Genomic DNA, 25,446 nt, shown 5'->3' with positions numbered 1-25,446 from the left:
ATTTGGTTTTAGGTGAAATCTCCGCCAATTTTGGAACGATTAATGTAATGATTGAATCATGATTGAAGAGAAGTCTGTTTCCCCGGTGGAAGAAGAGACCAGGAAAAAATACGAGCTCGTCATCGGGCTTGAAGTGCATGCCCAATTGCTCACGAAGAGCAAAATGTACACCTCAGATTCCACAGCGTATGGCAATATGCCCAATACCAATATCTCAGTGATTACGTTGGGACATCCGGGTACATTACCTAAAGTAAACAGAAGAGCTGTGGAATATGCCATCAAAATGGGGTTGGCCTGCCATTCTTCCATTACACGGAAAAACGTATTTGCCAGAAAAAATTATTTTTATCCCGATTTGCCCAAGGGGTACCAATTGACCCAGGACAAAGACCCCATTTGTGTAGGCGGGCACGTGCCGATTGTTTTGGACAGCGGAGAAAAGAAAAACGTGGCCCTGACCCGCATACACATGGAAGAAGATGCCGGTAAGTCGATTCATCTTGCGGGAGAAATTGATACACTGGTAGACTTTAACCGTGCCGGTGTACCCCTGATAGAAATTGTAACAGAACCCGATATGCGATCCTCTGAGGAGGCCTACAATGTACTTACTGAAATCAAAAAGATGGTCAAGTACCTGGGGATATGTGATGGGAATATGGAAGAGGGCTCTTTAAGATGTGATGCCAATGTATCGGTGCGCCTGAGAGGAGACGAGGTTTTGGGAAAGAAAGTGGAAGTAAAGAATATGAATTCTTTCCGGAACGTGGCCAGAGCTATAGAGCATGAGTTTGAAAGACAGGTAGGTCTCCTGGAGCGGGGAGAAGATATCGTTTCGGAGACAAGGACCTTTGATGCGACTACAGGAAGTACCGGAAGTATGCGTACAAAAGAAGATCTCAACGATTACAGGTACTTCCCGGAACCGGATTTAAGCCCGGTGGTGATTTCTGACGAATGGTTAAATTCCATCAGAGACGATATGCCCGTATTGCCGCGTGAGCTTTTTGCAAAATTTGTAGACAATTACGGTTTGCCGGAATACGATGCCGGTGTGCTTACCGACCAGAAGGAAATTGCCCTGTGGTTTGAAGATTTGTGTCACCATACCGATAATTACAAAAGTGCTTCCAATTGGTTGATGGGACCGGTTAAGTCCTATCTGAATGAACTTACCCTGGGGATCGGGGACTTTCCGATAGATCCCAAACAAATGGCTTCTCTGATAGCATTGATAGATGCAGGAAAGGTGAGCTATACCGTGGCATCGCAGAAAATTTATCCAGAGATGCTCAGGACACCCGCAAAATCTCCGCTGGAGATTGCCCAGGAAATGAATCTGATACAGGAAAGTGACGAAGGTGCGATACGCCCACTGATCGAGTCGGTACTGGCAGACAATGCAGCTAAGGTCCAGGAGTACCAATCAGGTAAAAAGGGCCTTATGGGGATGTTTATGGGAGAGGTAATGAAGAAATCCAAAGGAAAAGCAGACCCAAAAGTGGCAAGTAGAATATTATCAGAATTATTGAACCGGTGAACATGAGACATTTAATTCAAGCAATACTCTCAATCGGGATCGTGGCCTTTTTTGTTTCTGCCTGTAGCGAACAGGACAAGCAGGATTTTGACGGAAAGGTCACCATTTCGGGACAATTAAAAAATGCTCCCGAAGGACAATTGCTCCTTTCAGTATACAATATTGATAGGGTCAGCGTTTTGGATACCCTAAAAGTGAACGAAAGCGGCAGGTTTTCCTATGAGCTGAGCCTGGAAAATCCGAATTTCTATGAACTCGACCTTTTTGGAGAAAAGACCGTACGTCTGGCACTTTATGATCAGGATGCAGCAGTTAACTATGATTTTCAGACAGATGATCTTGAAATATCCGGCTCAAAGGACAGCCAGCTGATGTTGAAGATTGATGAACTTACTGCTCAATACCAGGAAGAGGGAAATGCACTAAATTCTGAGTTTTACGAGGCGATGGCAGATAAAGATCAGGATAAAATTCAGGCCATCCAGGAGCAGGCCATGGAATTGGAATTGAATCACGCGGAGAGGGTGAAGGAGGCGATTGCCCAGATGGAAGGCAGCTTCGCTGCCCTGGCTGGCTTGGGCATGCTGAACCCGCGGACCGATTTTAACTATATGGATAGTGTCATTGTAGAATTAGGAAGCAAATACCCAGACATGCAGCTAATCAATTCCTGGAAGCAGGAGCTGGATGAATTGCGGGCCCTCTCGATCGGGCAACCTGCTCCGGAGATCTCTCTTCCCAATCCGGACGGTGAGACGGTAAATCTTTCAGACTTGAGGGGCAAGTATGTGCTGGTAGATTTTTGGGCCGGATGGTGCAAACCCTGCCGGGATGAAAATCCCAATGTGGTTCGGCTGTACAACAAATACAAGGATGATGGCTTCGAAGTATTCGGAGTTTCGCTGGACCGTACCAGAGAAATGTGGGTCAATGCTATAGAGGAAGATGGACTTGAGTGGACTCAGGTATCGGATTTGAAGTATTTTAATTCGGAGGCTGCTGCAACCTATCAGATCAATGCCATTCCTGCCACCTACATGATTGACCCGGAAGGAAAAATCCTGGCAAAAGACCTCAGAGGCAGGTCGTTGGAGCGCAAGTTGGAGGAGTTGTTTGAATAAAAATTCGCTACATTAATCGAAGGGATTGCCGTTAAATATTCGTTGTGAAATACAGAAAACAGTATAAAAACGACTTTCAGGCATGTGTTTGCCGAAAATATTTACTATAATTGATCGTGCTTGCAATGCATCCAACTGTGACAGATCATGGGAATTACCGTATATGCTGTAGCAGAGGAATAGTCACCCATTGAGGCGCACGATATCCGTTGGATACTAAATTTATTGGTATTGTTCATATAAAAATTAAATACTACACATTAAAATCCAAATGAAGAGTAAGGTAAACGGCCTTACCTCATCTTCCAATAGATTTTGCACTTACTATTAAAACCATTCAACTCTTATGAAAAAAAGACACCTGAAATTTCCCTTAACTCGGTCACTGACCGTCATGCTATTCTTGCTACTGGCCATGGGAGCCTGTAAAAGCAAGAAAAAGGTTGTGGAAGCAGAGCCAGAACCAGCACCCGTAGAAGAGCCGGCGCCAGCGCCTGAGCCTGAACCGGAACAACCCTCTGCAGAAGAAGTGGCTGTAGGAAAATTGGAGAATTATTTCGATGCAGTGGCAAATGCCTCGAACCTTCAAAGCGCAAATAATACGATCAGAGAAGCACTGGGAATGTTTTCCAATCAAAATACGCCTGTATTGATCGTTATTCATGAAGAATCCGGCGTCAAGGATTACGATGAGCCTACGACTATCGAGCGTTACCTCAATTACCTGAAGGATACCCAGAAAAACCTGAATTTTATCAGTGATATCAGGATGGATGGATCAGGGAAAGTTACCGAACTAGAACTAAGAAGAAGATAATTAACAAAAAAAGAATAAAGCGATTATGAAAAAATATATTCCATCCCTTTTGATCTTTTTCCTGGCTACCTCCATTTCGGTATTTGCCCAGGATGAAAACATAAGTCCTCAGCGAAAGCAGGCCATCGATTCCCTGGCTCTGGAAAAGGTTAAGGATTTGAGTAAATATATCAGTATTATCGGAAGCAAGGAGACCCAATTTTCCGAGGCCACCAGAGTAATGGACAGGGCAGAAGAACTGTTTGCGCCGGATGCTGAAATGGGCGTGTCCTCCATCAATACAAACGAAATTGCCTATTACAAAATCAGGCGGTATTTCGAACGTTTGATGGCGTTGAATTATGACCGTGTAAATATCAGTTGGTATGATATCCATTATATCAGTGACCTTGAGAGGCAGCCGGATGGCAGGTATGTGGGTGTAATTACCATTTACCAGAGATTTGAGGGTACTTCACAGGAAGCCGGATTGAACTACAGAGATACTACAAAAAAAGACATCACCATTTACGTTGAAAAGAAACAAACGCAGATTTCCGGACGAACCATAGAGTTTTGGGATGTGTTGCTGGGAGACGTGAGAGTGACGGAAACATCAGCATGAGATTAATATTATTAAGTTTAACTACCCTATTTATTTCTATAATTTCCGCACCGGGGCAATCCTTTGATAGCTCCGGTCGGGTTATAGACGACGGCAGGTTTGCTGCCGCAACCAAACAAGTCAACCAATTTTTTAGACGATTCAACGCAGAGGAAAGCAAAGAGGGAGATATCAGGTATAATCCTGGTGATGAAAATTACCGTGACAAGGCATTGCGAAGATCCTTCATCAATATTCTGTTTGATAACGAAACGTCAGATATTTCAAATGAGCTGAAAAGAGAATTTATTGCGCATGTGGTTTCTGATACCTATCCGCAGTATTTAAATTTTCATGGAGGAGAGTGGTTTGCAGAGGTCAATACAGTCTTCAATTACAACGGGCGAAAGCAGGATGTGATCCTGTTTTTGAAATTACAGCCTCAGGGCCTGGGTTATGAATGGGTGATAGAAAATGTAAATTTTCCTCCCTTCTCAGATGCGTTTAACAAACCTGAGGGAGACGATAAGAAATTTTTACATCCGCTCAGCCACGAGTTAGGCTTTATGAATCTAAAGAAAGCCATGCTGGACAATCCCCGCCCAGAATCTTATACGCCAGATGGTTTTCAACCGGATTATCTTACCTTATTTCTGTTTGAAATTAAAAGCAACAGGATGAAGTTCGAAACAGTGAAAGATACCAAATTTCATTTTTTTCAAATCGATAAGTGGTATTTTGAACTTACCCAATTCAATCGGCCTGGATTCAATACCGGCTGGCTCATCGCCAATCTGCTGAAACTTGAAGAGGGAGATAAAGAAATTATATTGAATTACATCTATGACCGCAATTAAAACAAATATTTCTCTGCTACTTATTTTTTTTAGCAGTATGCCGCTGATCCTGGCTCAGGAGCTGGGGGAGTACAGCAAACAGGAAATAAAGAACTTTAGCCAGCAAGCCGAAGATCAGGTCAGGTTTTTGCAGTATTTTCTCAATACCGTAGGAAGTGGAGAAACCTCGGCAAGAGACAAAGATGTAATCATCCGGGAGAGTTATAAAAAAATTTTCAGGGATGAAAATGTGCAAATCGAAGATGATTTGCTTACAGACAGACAGGTCATTACCAACAAAAATGTTGTTGCCTACCTGAAAGACATTGAATTTTTTTTCAGGGATGTTTCCTTTGAATTTAAGGTAAAGGAGGTAAAACCTAAGTTAAATGACAATGACGAGTTGTTTTTTGAGATTTCCCTGGACAGGACCCTGACTGGTACAGGATTGGAAAACGAAAATATAGAGAACACCAAACCCCGTTACATTGAGATCAATCTGGACCACGATTCGAATGAACTGAAAATAGCCAGTATCTACACCACCAAGCTTAGCAGAGATGAAGAACTGCTGGAATGGTGGTCTTCGCTCTCACTGGAATGGGAAAGCTTATTGAAAGAGAAGTTTGGCATACAGGAGGAAGATTCAGTAGAGCTGGATATGTTGTACAAAATCTCCGGCCTGGATTCCCTCGATCTTTCGGGAAACCGACTGCTTGTGGACATTTCCCCCATTCAGGTATTCAGGGACCTCAAGTATCTGGACATTAGTCACACCCAGATTAAAGAATTGGCCCCGGTGAGTAATGTTACCTACTTGTCTCATCTGGACGTATCCCACACACCTACAGCAGATATTCAGTTTATCAAATATTCGGACAAGCTTGTTTACCTGGATATTTCAGGCACAGCAGTTGACAACATTGAAGAGCTGACCAGCCTGAAGGGATTAAAGATATTTAAAGCATCCAAGACGGCACTGCAGGGCTTTGCGGTGATGGAAAACTTTGCCCAAATGGAAGTCCTGGATCTGGATGAAAGCGGATTTAACAATATAGAGAACCTCAAAAATCTCGTAAACCTAAAAAAACTCAATCTCAGTGGTAACTATCTGATCAATTTCGGGTTCTTGTCAGAATTGAAAAGCCTGGAAGAAATAAACCTGGAGGCCACCAATATACTTGATCTCTCACCACTCGCCGCTTTGCCAAATCTCTGGAGAGTGAACATCAATGGAACTGAAGTGAGTCAATTAGATCCATTGAGCGGGTCCAAATCTGTGACCAGGATCTACGCAGACCGGACCAGTATTTCCGAAAATGCCGCTGAATCCTTTGCCAGGGTAAATCGTAGAATTCTGCTGATCCACAATGTGGAAAACCTGCAAACCTGGTGGAATACGCTTCCCAATGGCTGGAACCAGGTTTTCATAGAGCGATTTCCCAATTTGGGGCAGGGGCAACCCAGTATAGAAGAACTTTCCGAGTTGGTCAATATTGATTCCCTGAATTTAGATGGCAGCAAGGTCATCAACCTCAGGCCGGCATTGAAATTCAAGAATGCCGTCTTCATCTCTTTCGAAAACACCATGGTGGAAGACTTGTCTCCTTTGGCGGAAATAAAAACCCTCACACACATACATGGAGATAAATCGGCTGTGTCAAACCTGCGGGCACTGCAGGAGCTGAAAGGACTCAAAAAGGTGTCCTTTGTGAATACCCAAATCAGCTCCATTGACCCATTGAAAACACTGACAGCACTTGAGCTGGTTTACCTGGACAATACTGAAGTGCCGGATTGGGAGGTTTTCGAACTTGCCAGGTTGATCCCCGGGGCCAATATTATATTCCGGACCGCAGCACTTGAAAGTTGGTGGACCGGCCTGGAAAGCGAATGGAGCGGATTGTTTCAGTCTTATTTTGACCTGTCCGGCTCTCCGGATACAGAAACACTGCACAAGATCACGGCAAGCGAAAGATTTTCTATCGATGGCGCCAATATTTATGATCTCGAACCTTTATTGATATTTTTTAACCTGAAGGAGCTCAGTATAAGAAGCGTGCCTTTGCAGGATCCTTCTGCGCTATCCAGATTGGAAAGACTGGAATCCCTGCAAATTGTAGAAACACCATTTACAGATCTCTCTGTACTGGAGCCGTTGGCCTATCTCGAGGTTCTGGATGTTTCCAATACATCCGTGGAGGAGCTGAGTCCCCTGAATAATCTTGGCAGGATCAGGCAACTGAATCTGTCCGGTACCAATATCAGTAACCTGAAAGGGATAGAAATGCTATACGACCTGCGGAGTCTGGATATTGCCAGTACTAATGTGAGAAACCTGAAGCCAATCAGTCACATGATTAACCTCGAAAACCTCATCTGCTACAATACCCGAATCAGTAGCAGGAATATCGATCGGTTCAGAGAGATGTTGCCTGACTGTGAGGTGAGGTACTATTGAGCATTAAAATAGCGGAACCTGATGGATTTTTGCTGACCATCAGCCATTAACGGATAAGCAAAAAAAAAGCCCCTCAGGGGCTTTTTTCTATTCTTTGATAAAAGAGCTCAACATCCAGTGGTGTAGCTCCAGACTCTTGATAAATGCGATCAACATGTCCTCTGTAGCTGTATCACCAAGGTCGGCCACTTTTACAGCACATTCATTCATGTTGTCTACGAGGATTTGAAAGTCTTTCAATACCTCTTCCACCATCGCTTTGGAACTCAAATCGGTGCCAACTTCTTCAATGTCGGCATGTTCGAGGTAATCTTTCATCAAGCTGTACGGAGTCATTCCAAAAACACGGATCCGTTCAGCGATCAAATCGATATTCGCAAAAGACTCGTCGTACAATTCCTCAAATTTTTCGTGCAGGTCAAAGAAATCGCTGCCAGTTACATTCCAGTGAAAGTTTCTCAACTTCTGATAGTGCACGTGGTAATTCGCCAAAAGTTTGTTGAGAGATCCGACAATTTTTTCTGATTCTTCTTTATTATATCCTAGTTTTTTAAAAACCCTTTTCTCTGCTGAAATGCTCATAATGGTCAATTATTTTAATTGTTTGTAAAAGATATTATCCGGTAAAACAACACAAATTATGCCAATCTGTTGTTTTACGTAGTACTCCTATTAACGAAAATTCAGGTATTTTGTTTGGATATTTTTGCCAATGTAATGATAAACAAAACATTAATTTAAAAAAGGCTGTGATAATCACATATTTTACCGCTGCAAAACCTGATTCAGACTCATTCTCAAGATCTCACCCATATTCTGACATTTCAAAAAGTTCGGATTGCTATAGTGTCTTGCCAATTCCTGTTTCAGGGTGGAGGTATTCGTCTCAGTGGAGATCGTGTCCTGCTCCATGCTGTTGAGGATATCGGCAATTTCTTTTGGAGAGCTCTTGAGCCGGGTAGCGATCAGGGCACGCTCCTCCTTTTGGTATTGGGCCATGGACTCCGGGGTGATGTGGCGGATGCCCAGTTGGATAAGCGCATTGTTTTGTTTGAAATATTGGGGTAGGTAAATGGCTTTTTTTCCTTCGTATGATTGTTGATCAAAATCGATGGATCTTATCCGGTAGTGGGTTTCTTCGAAGTCCGGAGTTACATCGATCACAAAATTGGAAGAATGCATGTCACCAAGCAGCCGCACAAAGCACCGTTCATTGAATTTGACAAATTCCTTGGACAAGCGAATGGGGTTCAGCAAAGGGTCATGGAGTTGCTGTTTCATAAACTGTTCGCCAGGAATGCCCGCGATATGTTCTTCTATCAGTGAGTCTTTATATACTAGGTAGCCGATTCTGTTGGGCGACAGCAGGTGCTCCAGCTCCAAACCATATACCCGGGATGCATCTGCATTCTTGATATAGAAATAGTCGAAATTATCATTGATGCGATTGACAATCCGTACCCGGAATGGTTGTGTATTGCCATAGGTACAGAGATCGATCCTGTCTACGTAGAGATGTTGCATGACACTCATGTCTCCATCGGCCTTCAGGAGTGCGTAGATTTTTTTAACTTTAAAGTGGATTTCATTTCTGTCGGATTCATCGTAAAAGACTGTTTCCCACAGTGTATCGTTTCCCTTAAAATCATAGAGCGCGATGGAATTACTGTACCTCAGCAATTCCTTATAGTGTATAGGGATATCAACTTCCCGACCATACTTGATCAGGTAATGCCTCAGATTTTCGCTGATGGGATAAACAATCTTCTTTTTACTGATGACTGCCATGCTCGCCCTTTATTTTCGCTCCTCCATTACCGCTTCCTGTTTCTTCAATTTTCGATCAAATAAAAAGGGTCCGAAGGGAAGTACCGATGCAATAAGTGCAAACAATGCATTTTGGAAGGTCCAGCGCAATTTCCGGGATGTAGGGAAGAGCACCAGTATGTATAGGATAAACAGTATGCCATGGATCCAGCCGACGTAGGTGACCATAGCCGGTAATTCAAATATCCATTTTAAGGGCATGGCAATGAAAACCAGTATCAGCATGGAAACTCCTTCTGTCAGGCTGATAATTCTGAAACGCTTTAAAATAGCCAATCTTTCTTCATTTGTCATGTTATTGTTTTTTAATGTTGAAAAATACCTGTAGTGTATTCCAGAGTTTTCGCTTCAATCCTTCATTGTTTTCCAATTCTTCCAATTCATCAGCAAAGAAATATTCCACTGGCTCCTGAGAGATATGATAATTGTCTTTCTTCATTTTCATTAAGGGGTGGTGCAAGCTGCCAAAAAGAATCATTTTGTTGGGTTCGAGCTGCGCCAGAGGATCTTCATTGCTGTCTTTCAGGGCCTTTTCGGAGACCAATGCGATATCCCTTAGCGAGAGATTGACAGCTCTGAACACCTTAAACAGAAAATCCCGCGACTGCTCCGGCAATGTCTCACCCTGATGAATCACTAAAATCGATTTTTGAAAGCTGCCCTCATATTGGATGGGCTCAGGATCCCGCTCGGTTGCGGACTCAGGTTCAATGGGAGATTCTTCGACCAGATCGACATTTTCGGCGGCCAGCTTCATCCTTAAAGCCATTTCGTCAGCGGCTATCTTTTCAGTGATTTCGTCCCTGATCACAAAAATGTCTTCGCTAAGGAGAAGAGAAAGTTCTTTGCTATTCATTTCAATAAAATTACAAAATAATTATTTCTTGTTGACTCCATCCAGATCAAACAGTGACTTTAATTCGGTAGCATCCTTCGGATCCATACGGTTGGCCAGGATCAGACGCAACTGCCGGCGCCGCAAAGCACCTGCATACAATTCTTCCTGCTTGTTTCCGACTGGGATCAATTCGGGAACCTTTATCGGCTTACCCTCCTTATCTACCGCCACAAAAGTGAAAAAAGCCCTGTGAGAAGCATATTTTTTATTGACGGGAATGTCTTCCGCAGATACTTCGATGTATACTTCCATCGAAGTGGTAAATGCCCTGGTCACCTGAGATTGGAGGGTAACTACATTCCCCAGTGCGATAGGGTTTCGGAACGAAATGTTGTCTACTGATGCGGTCACGACTATAGAATTGGAATGGCGCTGCGCAGCAATCGCAGCTACCACATCCATCCAATGCATCAATTTACCTCCCATCAGATTGTTCAGGGTATTGGTGTCGTTTGGCAGGACCATTTCGGTCATGATTACCTCAGATTCCTGCACATATTTTTTGTTCCCTTCCATATGTTCCTGCTTTATTGCCAGCCCTCTTCCCCCAGGAGCGGTACGAATGCAAAATTGTCAAAATTTTCTTTCAGAATTTTCTTTTCCGTTTGTTTGGTCAGGCGGAGCATCTGCTGGGTACTCCTGTCTCCCACGGGAATTACCATTAACCCGCCGAGCGCCAATTGTTTCAATAAGGTCTTGGGCACGGCCGGAGCACCCGCCGTTACGATGATCTTATCAAAAGGAGCCTGTTCCGGCAATCCCTTGCTACCATCCCCGCAATAGTGGCTTACCCGGATACCAATTTTTGGCAGGAATTTACGGGTGCGCTCGTATAGGACCTTATTGAATTCTATGGTATGCACCTTTGCGCCCATTCCGTACAATATTCCTGCCTGATATCCTGAACCTGTACCTATTTCCAGAACTTTATCCCCTGGTTTGACCTGTAACAGCGAAGTTTGGAAGGCCACCGTATAGGGCTGGGAGATGGTTTGCCCTTCTCCGATCGGGAAAGCCTTGTCTTCATAGGCATGGCTTAGCAATGCCGAGTCAAAGAAAAAATGCCGGGGAAAAGTGTTGACTGCTTCCAGCACCGCCTCGTCTTTGATGCCTTTGTGCCGCAAAGTATGGACAAGATTTCTCCTCTGCCCCTTATGAATGTAGCTGTCTTCCAGTTTTAACATGACTTTTGCGCGTATCTAATACCAATTCAATGGCAAAGTTAACGCTAAAAATGGCTTACTTTGCCATAGAAACGGTATTATCTCGAAAAGCTGTATCTTCTGCTTTGCTTAAAGAAATTGAAACATGTTTACAGGAATAATAGAATCTGTCGGAAAAATCATGCACAAGGAATCTGAGGGCAGCAATGTGCATTTTGATATTCAGAGTTCCCTGGCGGGAGAACTAAAAATTGACCAGTCAGTAAGCCATAATGGTGTCTGCCTCACGGTGGTGGCAGTGGACAAAGAAATATACCGCGTAACGGCCATAGCAGAAACGTTGCAAAAAACCAATTTGGGTAAACTGGAGGAAGGGCATATCGTCAATCTCGAACGCTGCATGCCCGCTGATGGGAGGTTTGACGGGCATATCGTTCAGGGCCATGTGGACCAGACCGGAACGGTAATGCAAATCAGGGACGAGGATGGTAGCTGGATATTTGATTTCTCTTACAATGGTCAGACGGGCAACATCACCGTAGAAAAAGGTTCCGTATGTGTGAATGGGACCAGCCTAACCTGTTTCAATTCACAAGAGGGCCGATTCAGCGTGGCCATTATTCCCTACACCTATGCGCATACAAATTTTCACAAGCTGAGGCTGGGAGACCAGGTGAACCTGGAATTTGATATTATCGGGAAGTATATCCAAAGGGTGATCAAGGGGTATCAGTAGCCGCGGAATCAGTTTTTCTTTTCCATGAATCCCGTGCGATCAGGCTAAGCCATGCTACTAACCAGGCCAGGACGGCCCCAACCAAGGCGCCAACCAGGATGTCCAGCGGGTAGTGTACCCCCAGATAAATTCTTGTGTAGGAGACGATTGCGGCCCAGAGGAATAACCAGCCAATACCATTGATCTGGGCTTTGCTTGTTTTCCAAAGGTAAGCCGCCAGGGCAAAGGTGTTCGCGGCATGGGAAGAAGCAAAACCATACCTTCCACCACATCCGGCATAATTCCGAACCATAGCCTCCCATCTCGCGTCATGGCAGGGGCGTAATCGTTCAAAAAATGGTTTCATAAAACCGGAGGTCAGTTGGTCTGCCAGAACAACCGCAAGTACCAACCCCAGAATATACCAAACACTGTCTTTTTTGTAGGTCTTTACAAGTAGGTACACTAAAAAAATGTAAAGAGGTGTCCAGATAAAGCGTCCCGTAAGCGCCAGCATTACAGGATCCAGCCAGGGCAGATGCAACTGGTTCAGAAACAAAAACAGGGCTTCATCCCAGGCTTTTAATTTTTCAATCATACTACTGAATTTATCCAGTCGATGTCTTTCTTTAACCTATCAAGCGTAAGCGCTTCTGCTGACCCGGGAGCGGGCTTGAAGTTGTATGCCCAATGCGCCTGTGGAGGCATGCTCATCAGGATACTTTCTGTCCTGCCACCGGTATCCAGTCCGAATTTGGTGCCTGCATCCCATACCAGATTAAATTCCACATACCTGCCCCTACGCAAAGCCTGCCATTGCAGTTCGTTTTCTCCATAGCTCCGCCCGGAGTGCTTTTTCATCAGGTCGCTGTAAATTTCGGGAAACAAATACCCTACTTCTTCCACGAAGGAAAGCAATTTTGGCAGAGGCAGATCCTCATCTGCAATCAGCCTGTCAAAGAAAATGCCACCTACTCCTCTGGTTTCTCCCCGGTGTGGGATATAGAAATAGTCATCCGCCCATTTCTTAAATCTGGGGTAAAAACCCGGGTGGTACTTATCGCAAAGCTGTTTGAGCTGCTGGTGGAAATATCGGGCGTCAGCAGGGTCTACATAATGTGGGCTGAGATCTATACCACCGCCAAACCAATAGGTTCCGTCCCCCATTTCAAAATAACGGATGTTCATGTGGATAATGGGCACAAAGGGATTGATAGGATGTATAACAATGGATACCCCGGTAGCAAAAAAATCCGACTTTTCCAGCTGCAGCTTTTTCAGGATTTTTTCAGGCGTAGCGCCATGTACCGCACTGAAGGCCACTCCGCCTTTGGCAATGATATTGCCATTTTCCATCACACGTGTGGTCCCTCCGCCTCCCTGGGCACGGGTCCATTTATCAGCACGGAATTTGCCTCCTCCGTCTGCTGCCTCCAGCTCCCCGCATATATGTGTTTGTATTGTCTTAAATTTATCCCGGATTATCTCCTTGTTTATTCCTTCCATTTCTGATAGCTCAAAATGAGATTAAAAGGGATATCCTATCCCAATATTGAATACTTGCTGCCCTTTTTCGCCAAACGGCTGTTTGAAGGAAATGTTATCCAGGATAAAGCGTTCCTTTTCCGGTCTTGCCGGATCATACGCCTTGATCCCCATATCCAGCCGAAGGACAAGAAATTCAAAGTCCATGCGCAAACCCACACCCGTACCCACTGCCAGTTCCTTGTAGAATCTATCGAACCTAAAATCCGTTCCTTCCCGCGACGGGTCTACAGCAAAGGTCCAGGTATTTCCCGCATCGATAAAGAAAGCTCCGTCAAAATAACCAAAAAGTTTCCTCCTGAATTCAAACATGGCCTCAAAAAGAATTTCTCCGGGTTGCTCAAAGCGGTAGTCAAATGTGCCATCTTCGCGGACCTCTGGCGTAAAGCTTCCAGGACCTAGTCTTCGAGGCTGCCATGCGCGGATGCTGGTACTGCCGCCGGCAAAAAAGTATTTTTCGTAAGGAAGCACACCCCCGCTGATCCCATAAGGTTTGGCCAGGCCCAGGTTTAGCCTGTAAGCAAAGGTACTGTTGTTGCTAAGCGGAATGTAGCGCCTGAAATCAGATTGAAACTTCAAAAACTGGAAATATTTTAAATTCCGGTCTGCCAGCCTCTCCGGATCGATAAAATTGAAAGTAGTCCCCCCGCTCTCTACAAATAATCGCCACAGAGAAGCCTGACTTCTGCGATAAAGACCGTACTGATTAAAATTGATGATGACCTGGCCCGATATGCTGCTGACATAGGAGGGAAGAAAGGAATTGATCAGGTTGTTTCCCTGGTCCTGTAATTCTTCCAGCCTGGATTGAAACAGAGAATCCAGATTAGACCGGATGAGGTTGGCATCCAGCAGGTTGACTGAAAACTGGTGCCGCAGGTTTCTGGTTGCCCATGTATAGGCCAGTATGGTATTTAGGGCATCACGCACGTATTCAGGCCGATTGACATAGCTGTAGCCCAGCAAGGTTCTGGTTCTGGGATTGTACCGACCAAACCTTTCCAGGGTGCCAAAATTGAAAGGGACCAGGAACTGCGGGTAGATAATGGAAGCAGAGGTAGATAGTTCCCTGCTTCTGTATACGCCTCCCTCGGTAGTCGCCGAAGCCACTCCTTCCAATCCTGCCCTGAAGTTAAACTCAAAAATCTCCAGGCCCCTGAAAAGATTTCTGTTTCTCAGAGAATGGCTGAAAAATGGACCCGGGAGTTGTTCTGTGACACTGGCGCCGAGTTGGTTGGTGATCTGGAATTTTTGATTTGGCCGGGTAAAAATTCTCGTACGGATCCGGCTGTCCAGGGTATCAAAGGAGATGTTTACAAATCGAAATACATCCAGGTTGGCCAGTTGTCTTTGGGTTTCGATTACCTCATTTTTACTGTAAACGTCCCCTTCTTTCTGAAAAATTCGGGATCGGATTATTTTCTCCGCGTATCGGTCCTGATACATGATGAATTGGACATCGTCCCATTCGGTTTGAATTTTTTCGTCAGGAATGATGTCATTGGGACTGGCAATGGTAAAGATGATCGAGTCAATGGTATATACCTGATGGTTGCCTCCATCATCGGGTTTTCTGATCAATTGCTCTATCACTACCTCTTTTTCCAAGGTGTCCTTGTACACATTATATTCTATATAGGACTTTGAGAAGGTGTAATAGCCGTTGTCTTTTAATAGGTCCTCCAGCCGCTGCCGTTCATTGGTCAGGTCAGCCTGGGTATACTTTTTCCCTTTCCTGATCAGGCTGGTGCGCTGGTGTCGTTCGAGTAGCTGATAGATTGCAGGATCGTCTGATTTGGTAAAAACACTATCTATCAGATAACCCTCATTTTCTTCCACCAGGTAGGTCACTTCTGCTTTTTTGCCGACGGTGTCAATCCGGCTGCTGACCTTTGCCTCAAAAAAGCCATTGTTTTGAAGGTAGATATTCATTTGTTGCCTGCTTGCGGCCACTTTGGCACTATCAAGAATGACTTTCGCATTGCCTGTCCGCATAAACCAATTGCCATACTCCAGTTTTCGCTGCAGGTTATCGATTTTACTTGCCAGTTTTCTGTACCTTTTTTCCACTTTTCCCGAAGAATTTCCTTCCTCTATCAAAGCTGCCAGTTCCCTCTCCTCCTGACGGGTTTGGCGCAGGCGTGAATTTAGCCTAAGGCTGTCATAAAAAGCGGTGCCCAGTTGGTACACCATTACCCCTGGAGAAAGATTCAAAACCGGTATTCTCGTATTGGGCTTTTGCTGGATCAGGTTTCTGAGTGCTTCTGCATCACTCTTTTCTATGCCTTCTGCGTCGACTTTATGCAACAGCAATTCGTTTGGTTTTAGCCCCCTGGTCATCGAACAGCCCCACAGCAACAGGATCAAAAAAAGAAAGTTTATATATTTGATTTTCTTCACTTCAACACTCATGGCTAATGCTAAGCAAAAATACAGTTAAGTTTATTAAATCCTTGCAACAGAAAAAATTCCGTAAACAAGAAATGGCTTTTTTTGTAGAGGGGGCTAAGAATGTAACGGAGTTGCTGCTTTCAGATTTTAACATTTCTCATTTACTTTTTACCGACCGGTATCTTTCAGAGCAGCCGGATTTGATTGAGCGGTTTGAAGGAGAAAAAATCAGGACCACTGCCGCGGAATTGAGGCGGATAGGGACTTTTTCCAGCAATGAACACGCCCTTGCTGTGGCAGATATCAAGCCAAATCTTCCCGTGAAAATCAAACCCGGCGAACTGGTACTGGCCCTGGATGATGTACGGGACCCGGGAAACCTGGGTACCATTATCCGAATCGCAGACTGGTACGGAATCGAAAAGATATTGCTTTCTCCGGAGACCGCCGACCTGTACAACCCCAAGGTACTGCACGCCAGCATGGGATCTTTTAGCAGGATTTCCTTTCAGTATGTGGATTTGGCTGAAAAACTTGCCGGTCTGAACCTGCCGGTATATGGTGCTTTTCTCGAAGGAGATTCCCTGCATGATTTCAATGGACAAGCAACTGGAATATTGCTGATGGGAAATGAGTCTAAGGGGATCAGGCCTGAACTGCACACATTGATATCCCGAAAGCTTACCATCCCCGGATTTGGTGCTGCAGAATCACTCAATGTAGCCATTGCTACTGCAGTGTTTTGCGACAATTTCAGGCGGTTGGCCAACTGACGATGATCTCCTGGTGAGGGACATTACAGCAGAGGTCGAAAATGTATCAATGCAACTATCGCTTTAAAATATATACCATGTGTTTATTGGTTTGGGGTAAAAAAATTTTACCGGCGGAACTGGGAAAATCTGATGTTTCCAGTAAGGCATAGATCAGTTTTTGGTTTGCGGATACTGGGAAATTGAGTGCTTTCCCGGAAGGCTCAGCACGCCTGTTGACAGTTCCGTTATTTTTTATTTAACAAAATTTAATACCAATCGCTTGCAGTTAATTTAATAATTTAGTTATTTAAGATTTCAATCCGCCTGTAAATCTATATCCACTGCTTCAAACATTTACCTGCAATGAAAAAAGCCACTTTGATTTTTGTAATCCCAATGATCCTGGGACAATTGATTTCCTGTACTGAGCCGGAGGCGGAGAGCCAGGAGGTGCCGATGGAAAACTTCAGAGACGAAGTAAAAGCCACTACAGTAAGGGTGGGCCAATCCGAAACGAAGTCCTTTGACTACCTGATCAATGCAACCGGGAAAATTGAAGCTGCCAATGAAGTGATGGTTATCGTGGAAAGGCCTGGCTATCTGCTGGACGTGGTCGTGCAGGAGGGGCAACAAGTGGCCGAAGGGGATCTGATAGCCCGCCTGGACAAGACGGAAAGTCAAATGGAATGGAACCGGGCCCAGGTTGATTTGCGGTCTGCCACAGCAGAATATCAAAGCAGGCGAATTGCGGCGGATGTCGAAACCTATTTGCTGGATTCTTTGGGTAATTCCGAACGGGATGAATTCTGGAAAGCTTCAAGCGGCCTGTTGGCGGCAGAGATTGCGGTAAAGGAAGCCGAGCGCAATCTTGAAAAAACCGATATCAAAGCACCGATCAGCGGCGCCATTGCAGATTTGCAGTTGAAAAAGGGTAGTTTGGTCAATGCAGGCGATGAGGTTTGTCTGGTATTAAGTACAGGGCTCCTTGAAATGAAAGTTAAAGTGCTTGAGTCTGACATCGGTTTTGTAGATAAGGGGCATTCAGCAGAAGTATATCCCGTGTCTGGAACGGGAGTTGGCATCACCGGCAAGGTCAGCAGCATCAATCCCAGGGTCGATGAAAACGGCCTGGTGCAGGTCACCCTTACCTTAAACCAATCGGGAAGACTGCTGCCAGGTATGAATGCCAGGGCGGTGATCCGCTCTCCTCAGAATAATAGTCTGGTAGTGCCCAAGGAAGCAGTGGTGTACCGGTCCGGCCGCCCGGTGGTATTCACCATAGATAACAACGAAGCAATCTGGAATTATGTAGAAGTGGGGAAAGACAATGGCCGGGAGATGGAAATTCTGGATGGACTGGTAGCCAGCCAGCAGGTAATCATCAGCAATAATGTACAATTGGCCCATCAGGCTCCGGTACAGGTTTTAACGGAATAAGATATGGTTCGATTTTTAATTGCCAGGCCGATAGCCGTAGGGATGACCTTTTTGGCATTGCTTATTTTCAGCATCATCTTGTTTCGCACCCTGCCCATTTCCCTGCTACCACCCATCGATGTTCCGCAGATTGTGATCAAAGTCAATTATCCCAATACCTCCCCAGAATCCATTGAGCAAAATGTGTTGCGTCCCATCCGGGAGGGCATGGTCACGCTCAATGGCTTGCAGGATATGGAGAGCAAGGCCGGGTCAGAGGTAGGAAATGTCCGCCTCAGCTTCGATTATCAGACCCAAATGGAATTGGCATACATTGCCGTAAACGAAAAAATCGATCGCCTTACCAATAGCCTGCCGGATGACATGCCAAGGCCTCAGGTAGTGAGGATCAACACCAATGACATCCCAATCGTACGTCTGCAGGTGGTCCCATCCGAGGGGGTGGACTTTGCAGAAGTATCCCTGCTTACAGAGAATGTAATCAAAAAAAGGCTCGAACAGCTCGATGGCGTGGCCCTGGTTGATATCAATGGTCGCCAGGAGCGCGTCATCGTCGTTACCCCCGATAAGCCCGTACTTGCCGGTTTAGGCATGCAGGAGGCCGATCTTATCCAGGCAATTGAAGCCGGAAATAGTGAATTGCCGGGCATAAGTGTGGAGGATGGCCAATTTCGTTACTATCTCCGGCTCGCCACCCGCATTGAGACGCCTGATGATGTAAGAAATCTTCCTGTTCGCAGCCCCTCGGGATACACCGTCAATCTGGCAAAAGTCGCTGAGGTGAAATATGATCTGGCCAAACCAGCAGGCTTCCATCTCTATCAGGGCAGAGAGGGGCTGGTGGTGACCATCCACAAACAGTCGGCCGCTAAAATGAACGAGATCATGCCCCTGGTCTACGAAGCGGTAAGTCTGTTTGAAAAGGACTACCCTCAGGTAGAATTTGCGCTGACACAAGACCAGTCCACCCTGCTCAATGCGGGGATCAACAACCTGCAGACGAGTTTGCTTTTTGGGGGGCTTTTTGCCTTTGGGATTTTATTTGTTTTTATGGGCAACTACCGGACGCCGATAATTATCGGCATCAGCCTTCCAGCTTCCCTCCTGATCAGTTTTTCTGTTTTTTATTTTTTCGATATCTCCATCAATGTGATTTCCTTAAGCGGCCTGGCACTGGGGCTGGGCATGTTGATCGACAATGCCATTATCGTACTGGACAATATCAGCCGAAAAAATAGAGAAGGACTTTCGCTTTTTGAATCCTGTGTCAGGGGAGTAAATGAGGTCATGTCTGCCCTGATCAGTTCTGTGCTTACCACATTGGCGGTCTTTGTACCCTTGGTTTTCCTTAGCGGTATTGCGGGTGCTTTGTTTTTTGATCAGGCCGTATCCGTGGCAGCCATTTTATCCGTCTCCCTTTTGGTAGCCTTTATCCTACTGCCCTTGCTTTACCATTTGTTTTTTAAAGACAAGAAGGAAGAAGCATCAAGGCAGGATAGCCGTTTGTTTTTGTGGTTGCTGGCAAGATACAAGACAGTATACCGGGCATTATTTGCCCGAAGAGCCCTGTCGCTTTTTCTCTTGTTGCTGTTGATCCCCCTGCTTCTGGCTACAGGTCGTCTGCTTGATGTGGAGGGTCTTCCTCCTATAGAAAAATTTGACGTGATGCTGTCGCTGGACTGGAATGAGCCCATCAGTGCAAGCCAAAACCGGGACAGGGTAAATCAGTTAATGGAGGAGTTTGAGGGGGAGTTTGAGCTGGCAGAGAGTGACGTGGGCCTCAGACAATTTCTACTGTTCGAGGGGGAAAATGCAATTCAGCAAGCCGACATCTATTTGCTATTTGACAGCAGGGATCAAAAAGAGGAAGTCAGCGCAAGACTTCTGCGTCAATTACAGAGCAGTTTCCCGCTGGCAAGTATTGACCTCAGGGATGCACCAAATGCCTTCGATCAGTTGTTCAATTCCGACCGGCCCTACTACGAAGTACGATGGAAGGACCTGAGCACAAACCAACCAATTTCGGCGGATATAATGGACCTCCGGCTCGAGGATTTTCCGGTAGACTCCTGGGCTAAAGGGCCTGGCCTGCAGAAAGGATCCTCAGTAGTATTTCAAACCAACCTGGAAAAACTGGCCCTATATGGACTTGATGTGCAACAACTCATAGAAAAAATTCAGCAGGTATTCGGTAATTATTTGATTACAGATATCAAGCGGTTTGGTGAAATCACCCCCGTATTGTTGCTCAACGATCAGGTCGATTTTCAAACCTTGCTAAAGCGAAATTTCCTTTATGGAGAGGAAGGAGTGCCCTATTCCCTGGATCGCTTCATCCGGTTCTCTTACCATGAAAATTATAAGTTTGTAACGGCAGATCGGTCTGGTATTTACCAATCCCTGATTCTGGACAGCCCGGATCCGGATCAGTACGATGATCAGATTAGAAATTGGGCCCTGGATCAGGACCTGTCCATCGACTTTACCGGGCAATTTTTTCAGGATCGGCAGACCATCCGGCAATTGATGGGTATACTGCTGGTCGCCATCCTGTTGCTCTATTTTATTCTGGCAGCTCAGTTCGAAAATTTCGTGCAGCCATTGATCGTAATTCTCACCCTTCCACTAGGGATAGGAGGAGCGTTTTTGGTGCTCTGGCTCACCGGAACCTCCCTGAATGTGATGTCTGCGATTGGTCTGGTAGTCATGTTGGGGATCATGGTAAACGATGCCATACTGAAGATTGATACCATCAACCGACTCAGAGGGCAATATGCGACTGAGGGAATCGGACTTGCTCCGGCGCTGGAGAAAGCGCTCTACACCGCGGGAGAGATCCGGTTAAAACCTATTGTGATGACTTCAGTGACGACTATTCTGGCTTTACTTCCGGTAGTATTCAGCGCCGGGCTCGGTGCTGATCTGCAAAGGCCCCTGGTATTTTCTGTAATTGGGGGGTTGACGATCGGTACATTCACGGCGTTGTACTTTGTCCCTCTGGCCTATTGGTTTCTGGCTGCCAGGAGGGTTAGCAAAAAGGCATTCGCAGGGTAGTGCCTGCCAATTCCCCTTCCGGTCTGGAAAGCTGCAGGCGAAATTCATTTTTGCTGCTGGCCCAGGTCAGTTGCTGAGGGCCCGAAGCTCTTCGGGGTCAGAGGTACTTGTGTTTTGAATTTAAGCTTTCCTCAATTCTATTACCGTAATTTCGGGCCAGATTCCTACTCGGCCCGAAAAGGCATGAAAGCCAAAGCCTCTGTTGACATACAGGAATTTGCCAGCTTCCTCTGCCAGCCCGGCCCAGTTGGGATAACGGTACTGTGCAGGAGACCAGCGTATGACCGGAGTTTCGATCCCAAACTGCATGCCGTGCGTATGTCCGCTTAGTGTAAGATGGATATTTTTCGGATGTTTTTTTACCTGTTCGTCCCAATGGGAGGGGTCATGGGAAAGCAGAATTTTGAATTCATTCTGCCCGACATCTCGCAGCGATTTTTCCAGATCTCCTTTTGCATGGAAGCCTACGCCCCAGTTTTCAACTCCCAGCAGCCGGATCGTTTGACCATCTTTTTCGATTAGCCTGCTTTCGTCCAGCAATAGCTCATAGCCCAGCTTTTTGTGTTTTTCCTTTAAGCTCTGGAAGTTTTTCTGTTTTGCTTCCCTGCTGGGCCAGGAGGTATAGTCTCCATAATCATGGTTGCCCAGGATGGAAAACTGTCCGTACGGGGCTTTGATCTGAGCAAATGAATCCATCATGGGATCAATCTCATCTGCTTTGTGATTTACCAAATCACCGGTAAAGACAAACAAATCGGACCCTTGTGCAGCAGCCAGCCCGGCCCCCCTTTTTACTGCATCATAGTCTGTAAAACTACCCGCATGAATGTCCGAGATTTGGGTGATGGTAAACCCATCGAATGCTTCCGGTAGGTCTTTGAAATAAACGGTTTTCCGTATGGTTCGGAAATCATATTTTCCCTTAAAGATACCGTACACAAATCCGGTAAATGGGATTGCCGCAATAGAGATGGCTATTTGACTGACAAATTTCCTTCTGGAAGGCAGGCTGGCAGCCTTACCCGTATCGGTGGATGTCAGATACTGATAGACAGCGTTCAATGTTCGGAAGATGTCCTCTCCAAAGAGAAAAATGATTACGGTCAATTGGGTTACGAAGAGGGTAAGAAACAGGTTCAGGGACAACTGTGATCGGGTAGAAATGTGTCCCTCCCTCATGATGGTAAAAAAAGTAAATCCTATCCAGAGGCCAATCCCGGCGGCAAAAGTCCAGTAGATTATTTTACCTACAACAAGATTGTTGTCTGGCAGCAGGGTTTTTACGGCCTGATATACATACCAATCCATTAAAAACATGACTGCCATTAAAATAATAATAAATATGATTCCTCCCACTTGACGCATTGGTTACGATTACCTTCATTTAATCGCAAAAGATCATAAAAGGTTTGATTTTCGAGAGTAAATTGTGAAAATCGGTTAGTGAATGTACCTGAAAACCGGAATATGGGCCTTGGTAATTGGAGACCCGTGACGGGACGAAAGCCATATAGCCAGGAGTGTAAACCGGTGGAGAGTGACTAGTAGTTTACCATTATGTCATTATTCATGTTGGAAATGCCCACAATGATGACATATTCCAGCATACGAATATGCTGCTTTTAAACGCCTGCGATTAACCGGCATTCCGATCAAAAGGCCTCAATGCGCACATATGCAGACAAGCTTGCTGCCCGTAAATTCTCTCCTCCGTAAGTTCCGTGAACGGGCAGGGTATTTCCGGGACGAAAGCTGCAGGCCAAAGGAATGTAATGTTCATCTGTCATCAGGCCCAGGCTGGGATCCATACCGACCCAGCCGGCACCCGGAAGAAAGGCTTCTACCCATGCATGTAGTTCGTGGCCTTCGTCAAGTTCGGGATTATAGGCATATCCGCTTACAAATCTCGCCGCCAGGCCCTGATGTCTGAGGATTTCTATCAGCATCCAGGACAAATCCCTGCACGAACCTCTTCCGGCCGCAAAAGTTTTACTTGCAGGCCACAGATTTTCTTCCTCCCGGATAATGTGTCTCCAGTCCGCATGGATGGCAGCCGTAAGTTCGGTAATAAATTGTATGGGGTCGGGGCCGGTCAATTTGTCCCTGCCGTATTTTCTGAGTAGTGGGTTGTTACTGTGCTCCATGTAAGCCCGCAGTATAGGAAGGTCATCATCCTGATATTGAAATGGAATTTCGGCGGCAAGATCAAGCCGATCGATAAACCATTGGTCTACCAAAAATAGAAATGGATTGAACGCCAGATGCACGGATTCGAAGGAAACTTTAATGGAAAGCATATTTGTCTCCCCCGAAAACCAAACCTGAAAGTAAGGGTTGCCTTCTATGCTGTACCGTTCATTCAGACCTTCTGGTTCAGGTTGTATCTGCAGGTCGTAGTTGCTGATTTCCAGATAGTTTCTGGGTAGTGGTTTGAGATATATATTGTGGGGGTTCAGGCCCACAGAGCGGTGGTAATCGTATACGGTATCGTGTTGGATTTTCAGACGCATGGTTTGGCAATTATTTGAAAAAGAAACCCCGCATCATTTTCTTTTCATTTTTGCGGCAATTATTCGCTTTCTTCCAGTTCGACATGAGAAAATGCTTTTTTCAGGATCTCTGCCGGTAAGTTATTAATGGTTTCCTTTAAAGTATCGTTCCAGAATTCAGAAAGATGGTGCAATTCCTGCTGCTCAAACCGGTTTTCAATAATATTGTAGGTGTCATTTTCCATGACCACCGTGTCTACGGGATAATCCACGTCATTGGAACTGATCCGGGTAGCATCAAATGCCAGGAAAGCACTTTTGAGCGCAAAATACAGCGGTGCATCGTACTTTAATGAGCGCCGCAGTACCGGATTGCCAAATCCGGTATTGCCGATGATGACGAAAGGGGTGCCCTGCCGGATTTCTATCCAATTGCCCTGTGGATACAGCAAATAAAGTTTGGGCTCTTTGTCTTCTTCCAACTGCCCCCCTATGATGGAGAAGAGATTAAAGGAAAAACCGGATTTTTCCAATGAATCCATGTCTTCCTCTGCTACACGCTTAACCTGATCTGCAAAGCCATTGACCGCTTTGTATAATTTGTCATAGGTAGCATCTTCCTTTTCTATGAGTTCCCCAAAGTAGGTGATCGCCTTGTCCCGGACAGATCTCAGACCAGAAGTCATGATAAAAAAAGCATGCTTTTTCCTGTTGACAGTGTATAGTTTCTTTGAGGTGGTGGTTTCATTCCCTGAGGTGATTCTGGTATCCGATAAACCTACGATCCCATACTTCGTTTTTATTCCAATACAAAATGTCATCCTTGCTCCATGGTTTGGCTTACAAAGTTATCTTTTATTTGGAAATAATTGTCGTTAATCTGATTGGATATGTGATTGATTTTCACCTGAAGGTGTTCGAGGTACTCATGCAGCCCGGTAGAAATGATATCGTTTACATCGTCAAATTCCAGTTTGGACCTTAGTTCTCCCATCGATTTTTCTGCGCTGTTTGAATAGCCAAAACCATTGGATCCGGATATTTTAAACAGACTCTGTTCTGCTTCTTTGAGGCAGAAAAATACAGAGCGTGGAAAGTACTTGTTCAGCACCAAAAACTCTACCACTCCGGAGGGGTCAATGTTGCCATATAGCCTTCTGTACGTATTGAACGCTGTAACAGACTTCAGCAGGGCCATCCAGTGCAGAAAGTCAAGTGGTGAACCGACTTCCTGTGGGGAAGGGAGCAGAATGTGGTACTTAACGTCCAGGATTCTGGACGTTTTGTCCCCCCGCTCCAGGTATTGCCCCAATTGCCTGAAATACCAGCCTTCGGTCCTGGCTACCGTACTGTCTGCAAGGCCATATAGCAACAATATCTGAGACTTTACACTTTCAAAGAAATTCCTGGGGTCCTCTTTTTTCCAGGTTTTGTTTTCAGAAGCCTTCTTTACAAAATGGTAGGTTTCATTCAGCTTTTCCCAGGTCTCTTTACTCAGGTTTTCACGGATCATTCTGGCGTTTTCGCGGGCTTTAGAGATAGAGCTGATCAATGAGTTTGGATTGTCGCCGCTAAAGGCAAGAAAATAGATCACCTCCTGCATGTCATAGGTTGCATGCGTGGATTGGTACAGTTCGCTGTCTCCCGTGGCCATGACCAGGGGTTCCCATTGCTCTTTCAGGTCTCCCGGGAGATCCAGCATCAGGTTGAAGTTGACGTCAATAAAGCGGGCATAGTTTTCGGCCCTTTCCAGGTACCTGCCCAGCCAGTAAATCGAATTTGCTACTCTGCTTAACATATCGGTTGTTCTT

Annotated in this window: 23 protein-coding genes; 10 read left to right on the top strand and 13 right to left on the bottom strand. The window is 45.4% G+C overall.

What is annotated here, in order from left to right; all coding sequences use genetic code 11:
* The first annotated feature begins 58 nt into the window (after window positions 1-58).
* From gatB to BUB19_RS10145, 6 genes are all read left to right on the top strand, one after another.
* Entirely contained in the window at window positions 59-1,543 is a 1,485-nt protein-coding gene (gatB, locus tag BUB19_RS10170) for an Asp-tRNA(Asn)/Glu-tRNA(Gln) amidotransferase subunit GatB (RefSeq protein WP_073094429.1), read from the top strand.
* A gap of 2 nt (window positions 1,544-1,545) precedes the next feature.
* Window positions 1,546-2,664, top strand: coding sequence for a TlpA disulfide reductase family protein (locus tag BUB19_RS10165; protein WP_073094428.1), 1,119 nt, complete (start codon window positions 1,546-1,548; stop codon window positions 2,662-2,664).
* A 346-nt stretch (window positions 2,665-3,010) separates the two neighbouring features.
* The gene (locus tag BUB19_RS10160) at window positions 3,011-3,481 is read left to right on the top strand and encodes a nucleoid-structuring protein H-NS (protein ID WP_073094427.1); all 471 of its coding nucleotides are present in this window, start codon (window positions 3,011-3,013) and stop codon (window positions 3,479-3,481) included.
* A gap of 25 nt (window positions 3,482-3,506) precedes the next feature.
* Window positions 3,507-4,085 carry a hypothetical protein gene (locus BUB19_RS10155; RefSeq protein WP_073094426.1) on the top strand — a complete coding sequence of 193 codons (579 nt, stop codon included), beginning with the start codon at window positions 3,507-3,509 and terminating at the stop codon, window positions 4,083-4,085.
* On the top strand, window positions 4,082-4,921 hold the full coding sequence (locus BUB19_RS10150) for a hypothetical protein (RefSeq protein ID WP_073094425.1): 840 nt from the start codon (window positions 4,082-4,084) through the stop codon (window positions 4,919-4,921). The genes BUB19_RS10155 and BUB19_RS10150 overlap by 4 nt, the downstream gene beginning before the upstream one ends.
* On the top strand, window positions 4,908-7,361 hold the full coding sequence (locus BUB19_RS10145) for a leucine-rich repeat domain-containing protein (RefSeq protein WP_073094424.1): 2,454 nt from the start codon (window positions 4,908-4,910) through the stop codon (window positions 7,359-7,361). Before BUB19_RS10150 ends, BUB19_RS10145 begins: the two co-directional genes overlap by 14 nt.
* Window positions 7,362-7,448: 87 nt before the next feature.
* Here the strand turns inward: BUB19_RS10145 and BUB19_RS10140 are convergent, their stop codons facing one another.
* The 6 genes from BUB19_RS10140 to BUB19_RS10115 all read right to left on the bottom strand — a co-directional run bounded on the left by BUB19_RS10140 (window position 7,449) and on the right by BUB19_RS10115 (window position 11,270).
* Window positions 7,449-7,943, bottom strand: coding sequence for a Dps family protein (locus tag BUB19_RS10140; RefSeq protein WP_073094423.1), 495 nt, complete (start codon window positions 7,941-7,943; stop codon window positions 7,449-7,451).
* 183 nt (window positions 7,944-8,126) lie between these two features.
* The gene (locus tag BUB19_RS10135) at window positions 8,127-9,149 is read right to left on the bottom strand and encodes a hypothetical protein (RefSeq protein WP_073094422.1); all 1,023 of its coding nucleotides are present in this window, start codon (window positions 9,147-9,149) and stop codon (window positions 8,127-8,129) included.
* A 9-nt stretch (window positions 9,150-9,158) separates the two neighbouring features.
* On the bottom strand, window positions 9,159-9,482 hold the full coding sequence (locus BUB19_RS10130; protein WP_073094421.1) for a DUF3817 domain-containing protein: 324 nt from the start codon (window positions 9,480-9,482) through the stop codon (window positions 9,159-9,161).
* 1 nt (window position 9,483) lies between these two features.
* Window positions 9,484-10,044 carry a hypothetical protein gene (locus BUB19_RS10125; RefSeq protein WP_073094420.1) on the bottom strand — a complete coding sequence of 187 codons (561 nt, stop codon included), beginning with the start codon at window positions 10,042-10,044 and terminating at the stop codon, window positions 9,484-9,486.
* A 21-nt stretch (window positions 10,045-10,065) separates the two neighbouring features.
* Entirely contained in the window at window positions 10,066-10,602 is a 537-nt protein-coding gene (locus BUB19_RS10120; protein ID WP_073094419.1) for an acyl-CoA thioesterase, read from the bottom strand.
* A gap of 11 nt (window positions 10,603-10,613) precedes the next feature.
* Complete coding sequence (locus BUB19_RS10115) at window positions 10,614-11,270, bottom strand: protein-L-isoaspartate(D-aspartate) O-methyltransferase (protein WP_073094418.1); 657 nt, start codon at window positions 11,268-11,270, stop codon at window positions 10,614-10,616.
* Between the two features lie 124 nt (window positions 11,271-11,394).
* On the opposite strand from BUB19_RS10115, the gene BUB19_RS10110 reads away from it, so the two are divergent.
* Complete coding sequence (locus BUB19_RS10110; protein WP_073094417.1) at window positions 11,395-11,985, top strand: riboflavin synthase; 591 nt, start codon at window positions 11,395-11,397, stop codon at window positions 11,983-11,985.
* Here the strand turns inward: BUB19_RS10110 and BUB19_RS10105 are convergent.
* From BUB19_RS10105 to tamL, 3 genes are read right to left on the bottom strand one after another with little or no spacing between them, the layout of a single operon-like run.
* Window positions 11,969-12,562, bottom strand: coding sequence for a phosphatase PAP2 family protein (locus BUB19_RS10105; protein ID WP_073094416.1), 594 nt, complete (start codon window positions 12,560-12,562; stop codon window positions 11,969-11,971). The genes BUB19_RS10110 and BUB19_RS10105 overlap by 17 nt on opposite strands.
* The gene (hemF, locus tag BUB19_RS10100; protein ID WP_073094415.1) at window positions 12,559-13,470 is read right to left on the bottom strand and encodes an oxygen-dependent coproporphyrinogen oxidase; all 912 of its coding nucleotides are present in this window, start codon (window positions 13,468-13,470) and stop codon (window positions 12,559-12,561) included. Before hemF ends, BUB19_RS10105 begins: the two co-directional genes overlap by 4 nt.
* A gap of 21 nt (window positions 13,471-13,491) precedes the next feature.
* Entirely contained in the window at window positions 13,492-15,921 is a 2,430-nt protein-coding gene (tamL, locus tag BUB19_RS10095) for a translocation and assembly module lipoprotein TamL (RefSeq protein ID WP_084097169.1), read from the bottom strand.
* Window positions 15,922-15,926: 5 nt separating this feature from the next.
* Here tamL and BUB19_RS10090 point away from each other — a divergent pair, with 5 nt between their 5' ends.
* The 3 genes from BUB19_RS10090 to BUB19_RS10080 all read left to right on the top strand — a co-directional run bounded on the left by BUB19_RS10090 (window position 15,927) and on the right by BUB19_RS10080 (window position 21,146).
* On the top strand, window positions 15,927-16,673 hold the full coding sequence (locus BUB19_RS10090; RefSeq protein WP_073094414.1) for a TrmH family RNA methyltransferase: 747 nt from the start codon (window positions 15,927-15,929) through the stop codon (window positions 16,671-16,673).
* A gap of 345 nt (window positions 16,674-17,018) precedes the next feature.
* Entirely contained in the window at window positions 17,019-18,092 is a 1,074-nt protein-coding gene (locus BUB19_RS10085) for an efflux RND transporter periplasmic adaptor subunit (protein ID WP_073094413.1), read from the top strand.
* 3 nt (window positions 18,093-18,095) lie between these two features.
* Entirely contained in the window at window positions 18,096-21,146 is a 3,051-nt protein-coding gene (locus tag BUB19_RS10080; RefSeq protein ID WP_073094412.1) for an efflux RND transporter permease subunit, read from the top strand.
* 120 nt (window positions 21,147-21,266) lie between these two features.
* Here BUB19_RS10080 and BUB19_RS10075 read toward each other — a convergent pair whose 3' ends face one another.
* From BUB19_RS10075 to BUB19_RS10060, 4 genes are all read right to left on the bottom strand, one after another.
* The gene (locus tag BUB19_RS10075) at window positions 21,267-22,511 is read right to left on the bottom strand and encodes a metallophosphoesterase (protein ID WP_073094411.1); all 1,245 of its coding nucleotides are present in this window, start codon (window positions 22,509-22,511) and stop codon (window positions 21,267-21,269) included.
* Window positions 22,512-22,798: 287 nt separating this feature from the next.
* A complete protein-coding gene (locus tag BUB19_RS10070) occupies window positions 22,799-23,656 on the bottom strand; it encodes a transglutaminase family protein (RefSeq protein ID WP_073094410.1) in 858 nt (285 codons plus the stop codon).
* Between the two features lie 59 nt (window positions 23,657-23,715).
* A complete protein-coding gene (locus BUB19_RS10065) occupies window positions 23,716-24,456 on the bottom strand; it encodes a proteasome-type protease (RefSeq protein WP_073094409.1) in 741 nt (246 codons plus the stop codon).
* The gene (locus tag BUB19_RS10060) at window positions 24,453-25,433 is read right to left on the bottom strand and encodes an alpha-E domain-containing protein (RefSeq protein ID WP_073094408.1); all 981 of its coding nucleotides are present in this window, start codon (window positions 25,431-25,433) and stop codon (window positions 24,453-24,455) included. The genes BUB19_RS10065 and BUB19_RS10060 overlap by 4 nt, the downstream gene beginning before the upstream one ends.
* Window positions 25,434-25,446: the final 13 nt, after the last annotated feature.

This window comes from Cyclobacterium lianum (assembly GCF_900143075.1).
In the GTDB taxonomy this organism is placed as follows: domain Bacteria; phylum Bacteroidota; class Bacteroidia; order Cytophagales; family Cyclobacteriaceae; genus Cyclobacterium; species Cyclobacterium lianum.
The sequence above is the reverse complement of the archived record's forward strand: the minus strand, read 5'-3'. Positions and strand labels throughout refer to the sequence as shown.

Bases quoted from the DNA above. Each gene is read 5' to 3' on its own strand.
- gatB (WP_073094429.1), top strand. From the start codon at position 59: ATGATTGAAGAGAAGTCTGTTTCCCCGGTGGAAGAAGAGACCAGGAAA.
- BUB19_RS10165 (WP_073094428.1), top strand. From the start codon at position 1,546: ATGAGACATTTAATTCAAGCAATACTCTCAATCGGGATCGTGGCCTTT.
- BUB19_RS10160 (WP_073094427.1), top strand. From the start codon at position 3,011: ATGAAAAAAAGACACCTGAAATTTCCCTTAACTCGGTCACTGACCGTC.
- BUB19_RS10155 (WP_073094426.1), top strand. From the start codon at position 3,507: ATGAAAAAATATATTCCATCCCTTTTGATCTTTTTCCTGGCTACCTCC.
- BUB19_RS10150 (WP_073094425.1), top strand. From the start codon at position 4,082: ATGAGATTAATATTATTAAGTTTAACTACCCTATTTATTTCTATAATT.
- BUB19_RS10145 (WP_073094424.1), top strand. From the start codon at position 4,908: ATGACCGCAATTAAAACAAATATTTCTCTGCTACTTATTTTTTTTAGC.
- BUB19_RS10140 (WP_073094423.1), bottom strand. From the start codon at position 7,943: ATGAGCATTTCAGCAGAGAAAAGGGTTTTTAAAAAACTAGGATATAAT.
- BUB19_RS10135 (WP_073094422.1), bottom strand. From the start codon at position 9,149: ATGGCAGTCATCAGTAAAAAGAAGATTGTTTATCCCATCAGCGAAAAT.
- BUB19_RS10130 (WP_073094421.1), bottom strand. From the start codon at position 9,482: ATGACAAATGAAGAAAGATTGGCTATTTTAAAGCGTTTCAGAATTATC.
- BUB19_RS10125 (WP_073094420.1), bottom strand. From the start codon at position 10,044: ATGAATAGCAAAGAACTTTCTCTTCTCCTTAGCGAAGACATTTTTGTG.
- BUB19_RS10120 (WP_073094419.1), bottom strand. From the start codon at position 10,602: ATGGAAGGGAACAAAAAATATGTGCAGGAATCTGAGGTAATCATGACC.
- BUB19_RS10115 (WP_073094418.1), bottom strand. From the start codon at position 11,270: ATGTTAAAACTGGAAGACAGCTACATTCATAAGGGGCAGAGGAGAAAT.
- BUB19_RS10110 (WP_073094417.1), top strand. From the start codon at position 11,395: ATGTTTACAGGAATAATAGAATCTGTCGGAAAAATCATGCACAAGGAA.
- BUB19_RS10105 (WP_073094416.1), bottom strand. From the start codon at position 12,562: ATGATTGAAAAATTAAAAGCCTGGGATGAAGCCCTGTTTTTGTTTCTG.
- hemF (WP_073094415.1), bottom strand. From the start codon at position 13,470: ATGGAAGGAATAAACAAGGAGATAATCCGGGATAAATTTAAGACAATA.
- tamL (WP_084097169.1), bottom strand. From the start codon at position 15,921: ATGAGTGTTGAAGTGAAGAAAATCAAATATATAAACTTTCTTTTTTTG.
- BUB19_RS10090 (WP_073094414.1), top strand. From the start codon at position 15,927: ATGCTAAGCAAAAATACAGTTAAGTTTATTAAATCCTTGCAACAGAAA.
- BUB19_RS10085 (WP_073094413.1), top strand. From the start codon at position 17,019: ATGAAAAAAGCCACTTTGATTTTTGTAATCCCAATGATCCTGGGACAA.
- BUB19_RS10080 (WP_073094412.1), top strand. From the start codon at position 18,096: ATGGTTCGATTTTTAATTGCCAGGCCGATAGCCGTAGGGATGACCTTT.
- BUB19_RS10075 (WP_073094411.1), bottom strand. From the start codon at position 22,511: ATGCGTCAAGTGGGAGGAATCATATTTATTATTATTTTAATGGCAGTC.
- BUB19_RS10070 (WP_073094410.1), bottom strand. From the start codon at position 23,656: ATGCGTCTGAAAATCCAACACGATACCGTATACGATTACCACCGCTCT.
- BUB19_RS10065 (WP_073094409.1), bottom strand. From the start codon at position 24,456: ATGACATTTTGTATTGGAATAAAAACGAAGTATGGGATCGTAGGTTTA.
- BUB19_RS10060 (WP_073094408.1), bottom strand. From the start codon at position 25,433: ATGTTAAGCAGAGTAGCAAATTCGATTTACTGGCTGGGCAGGTACCTG.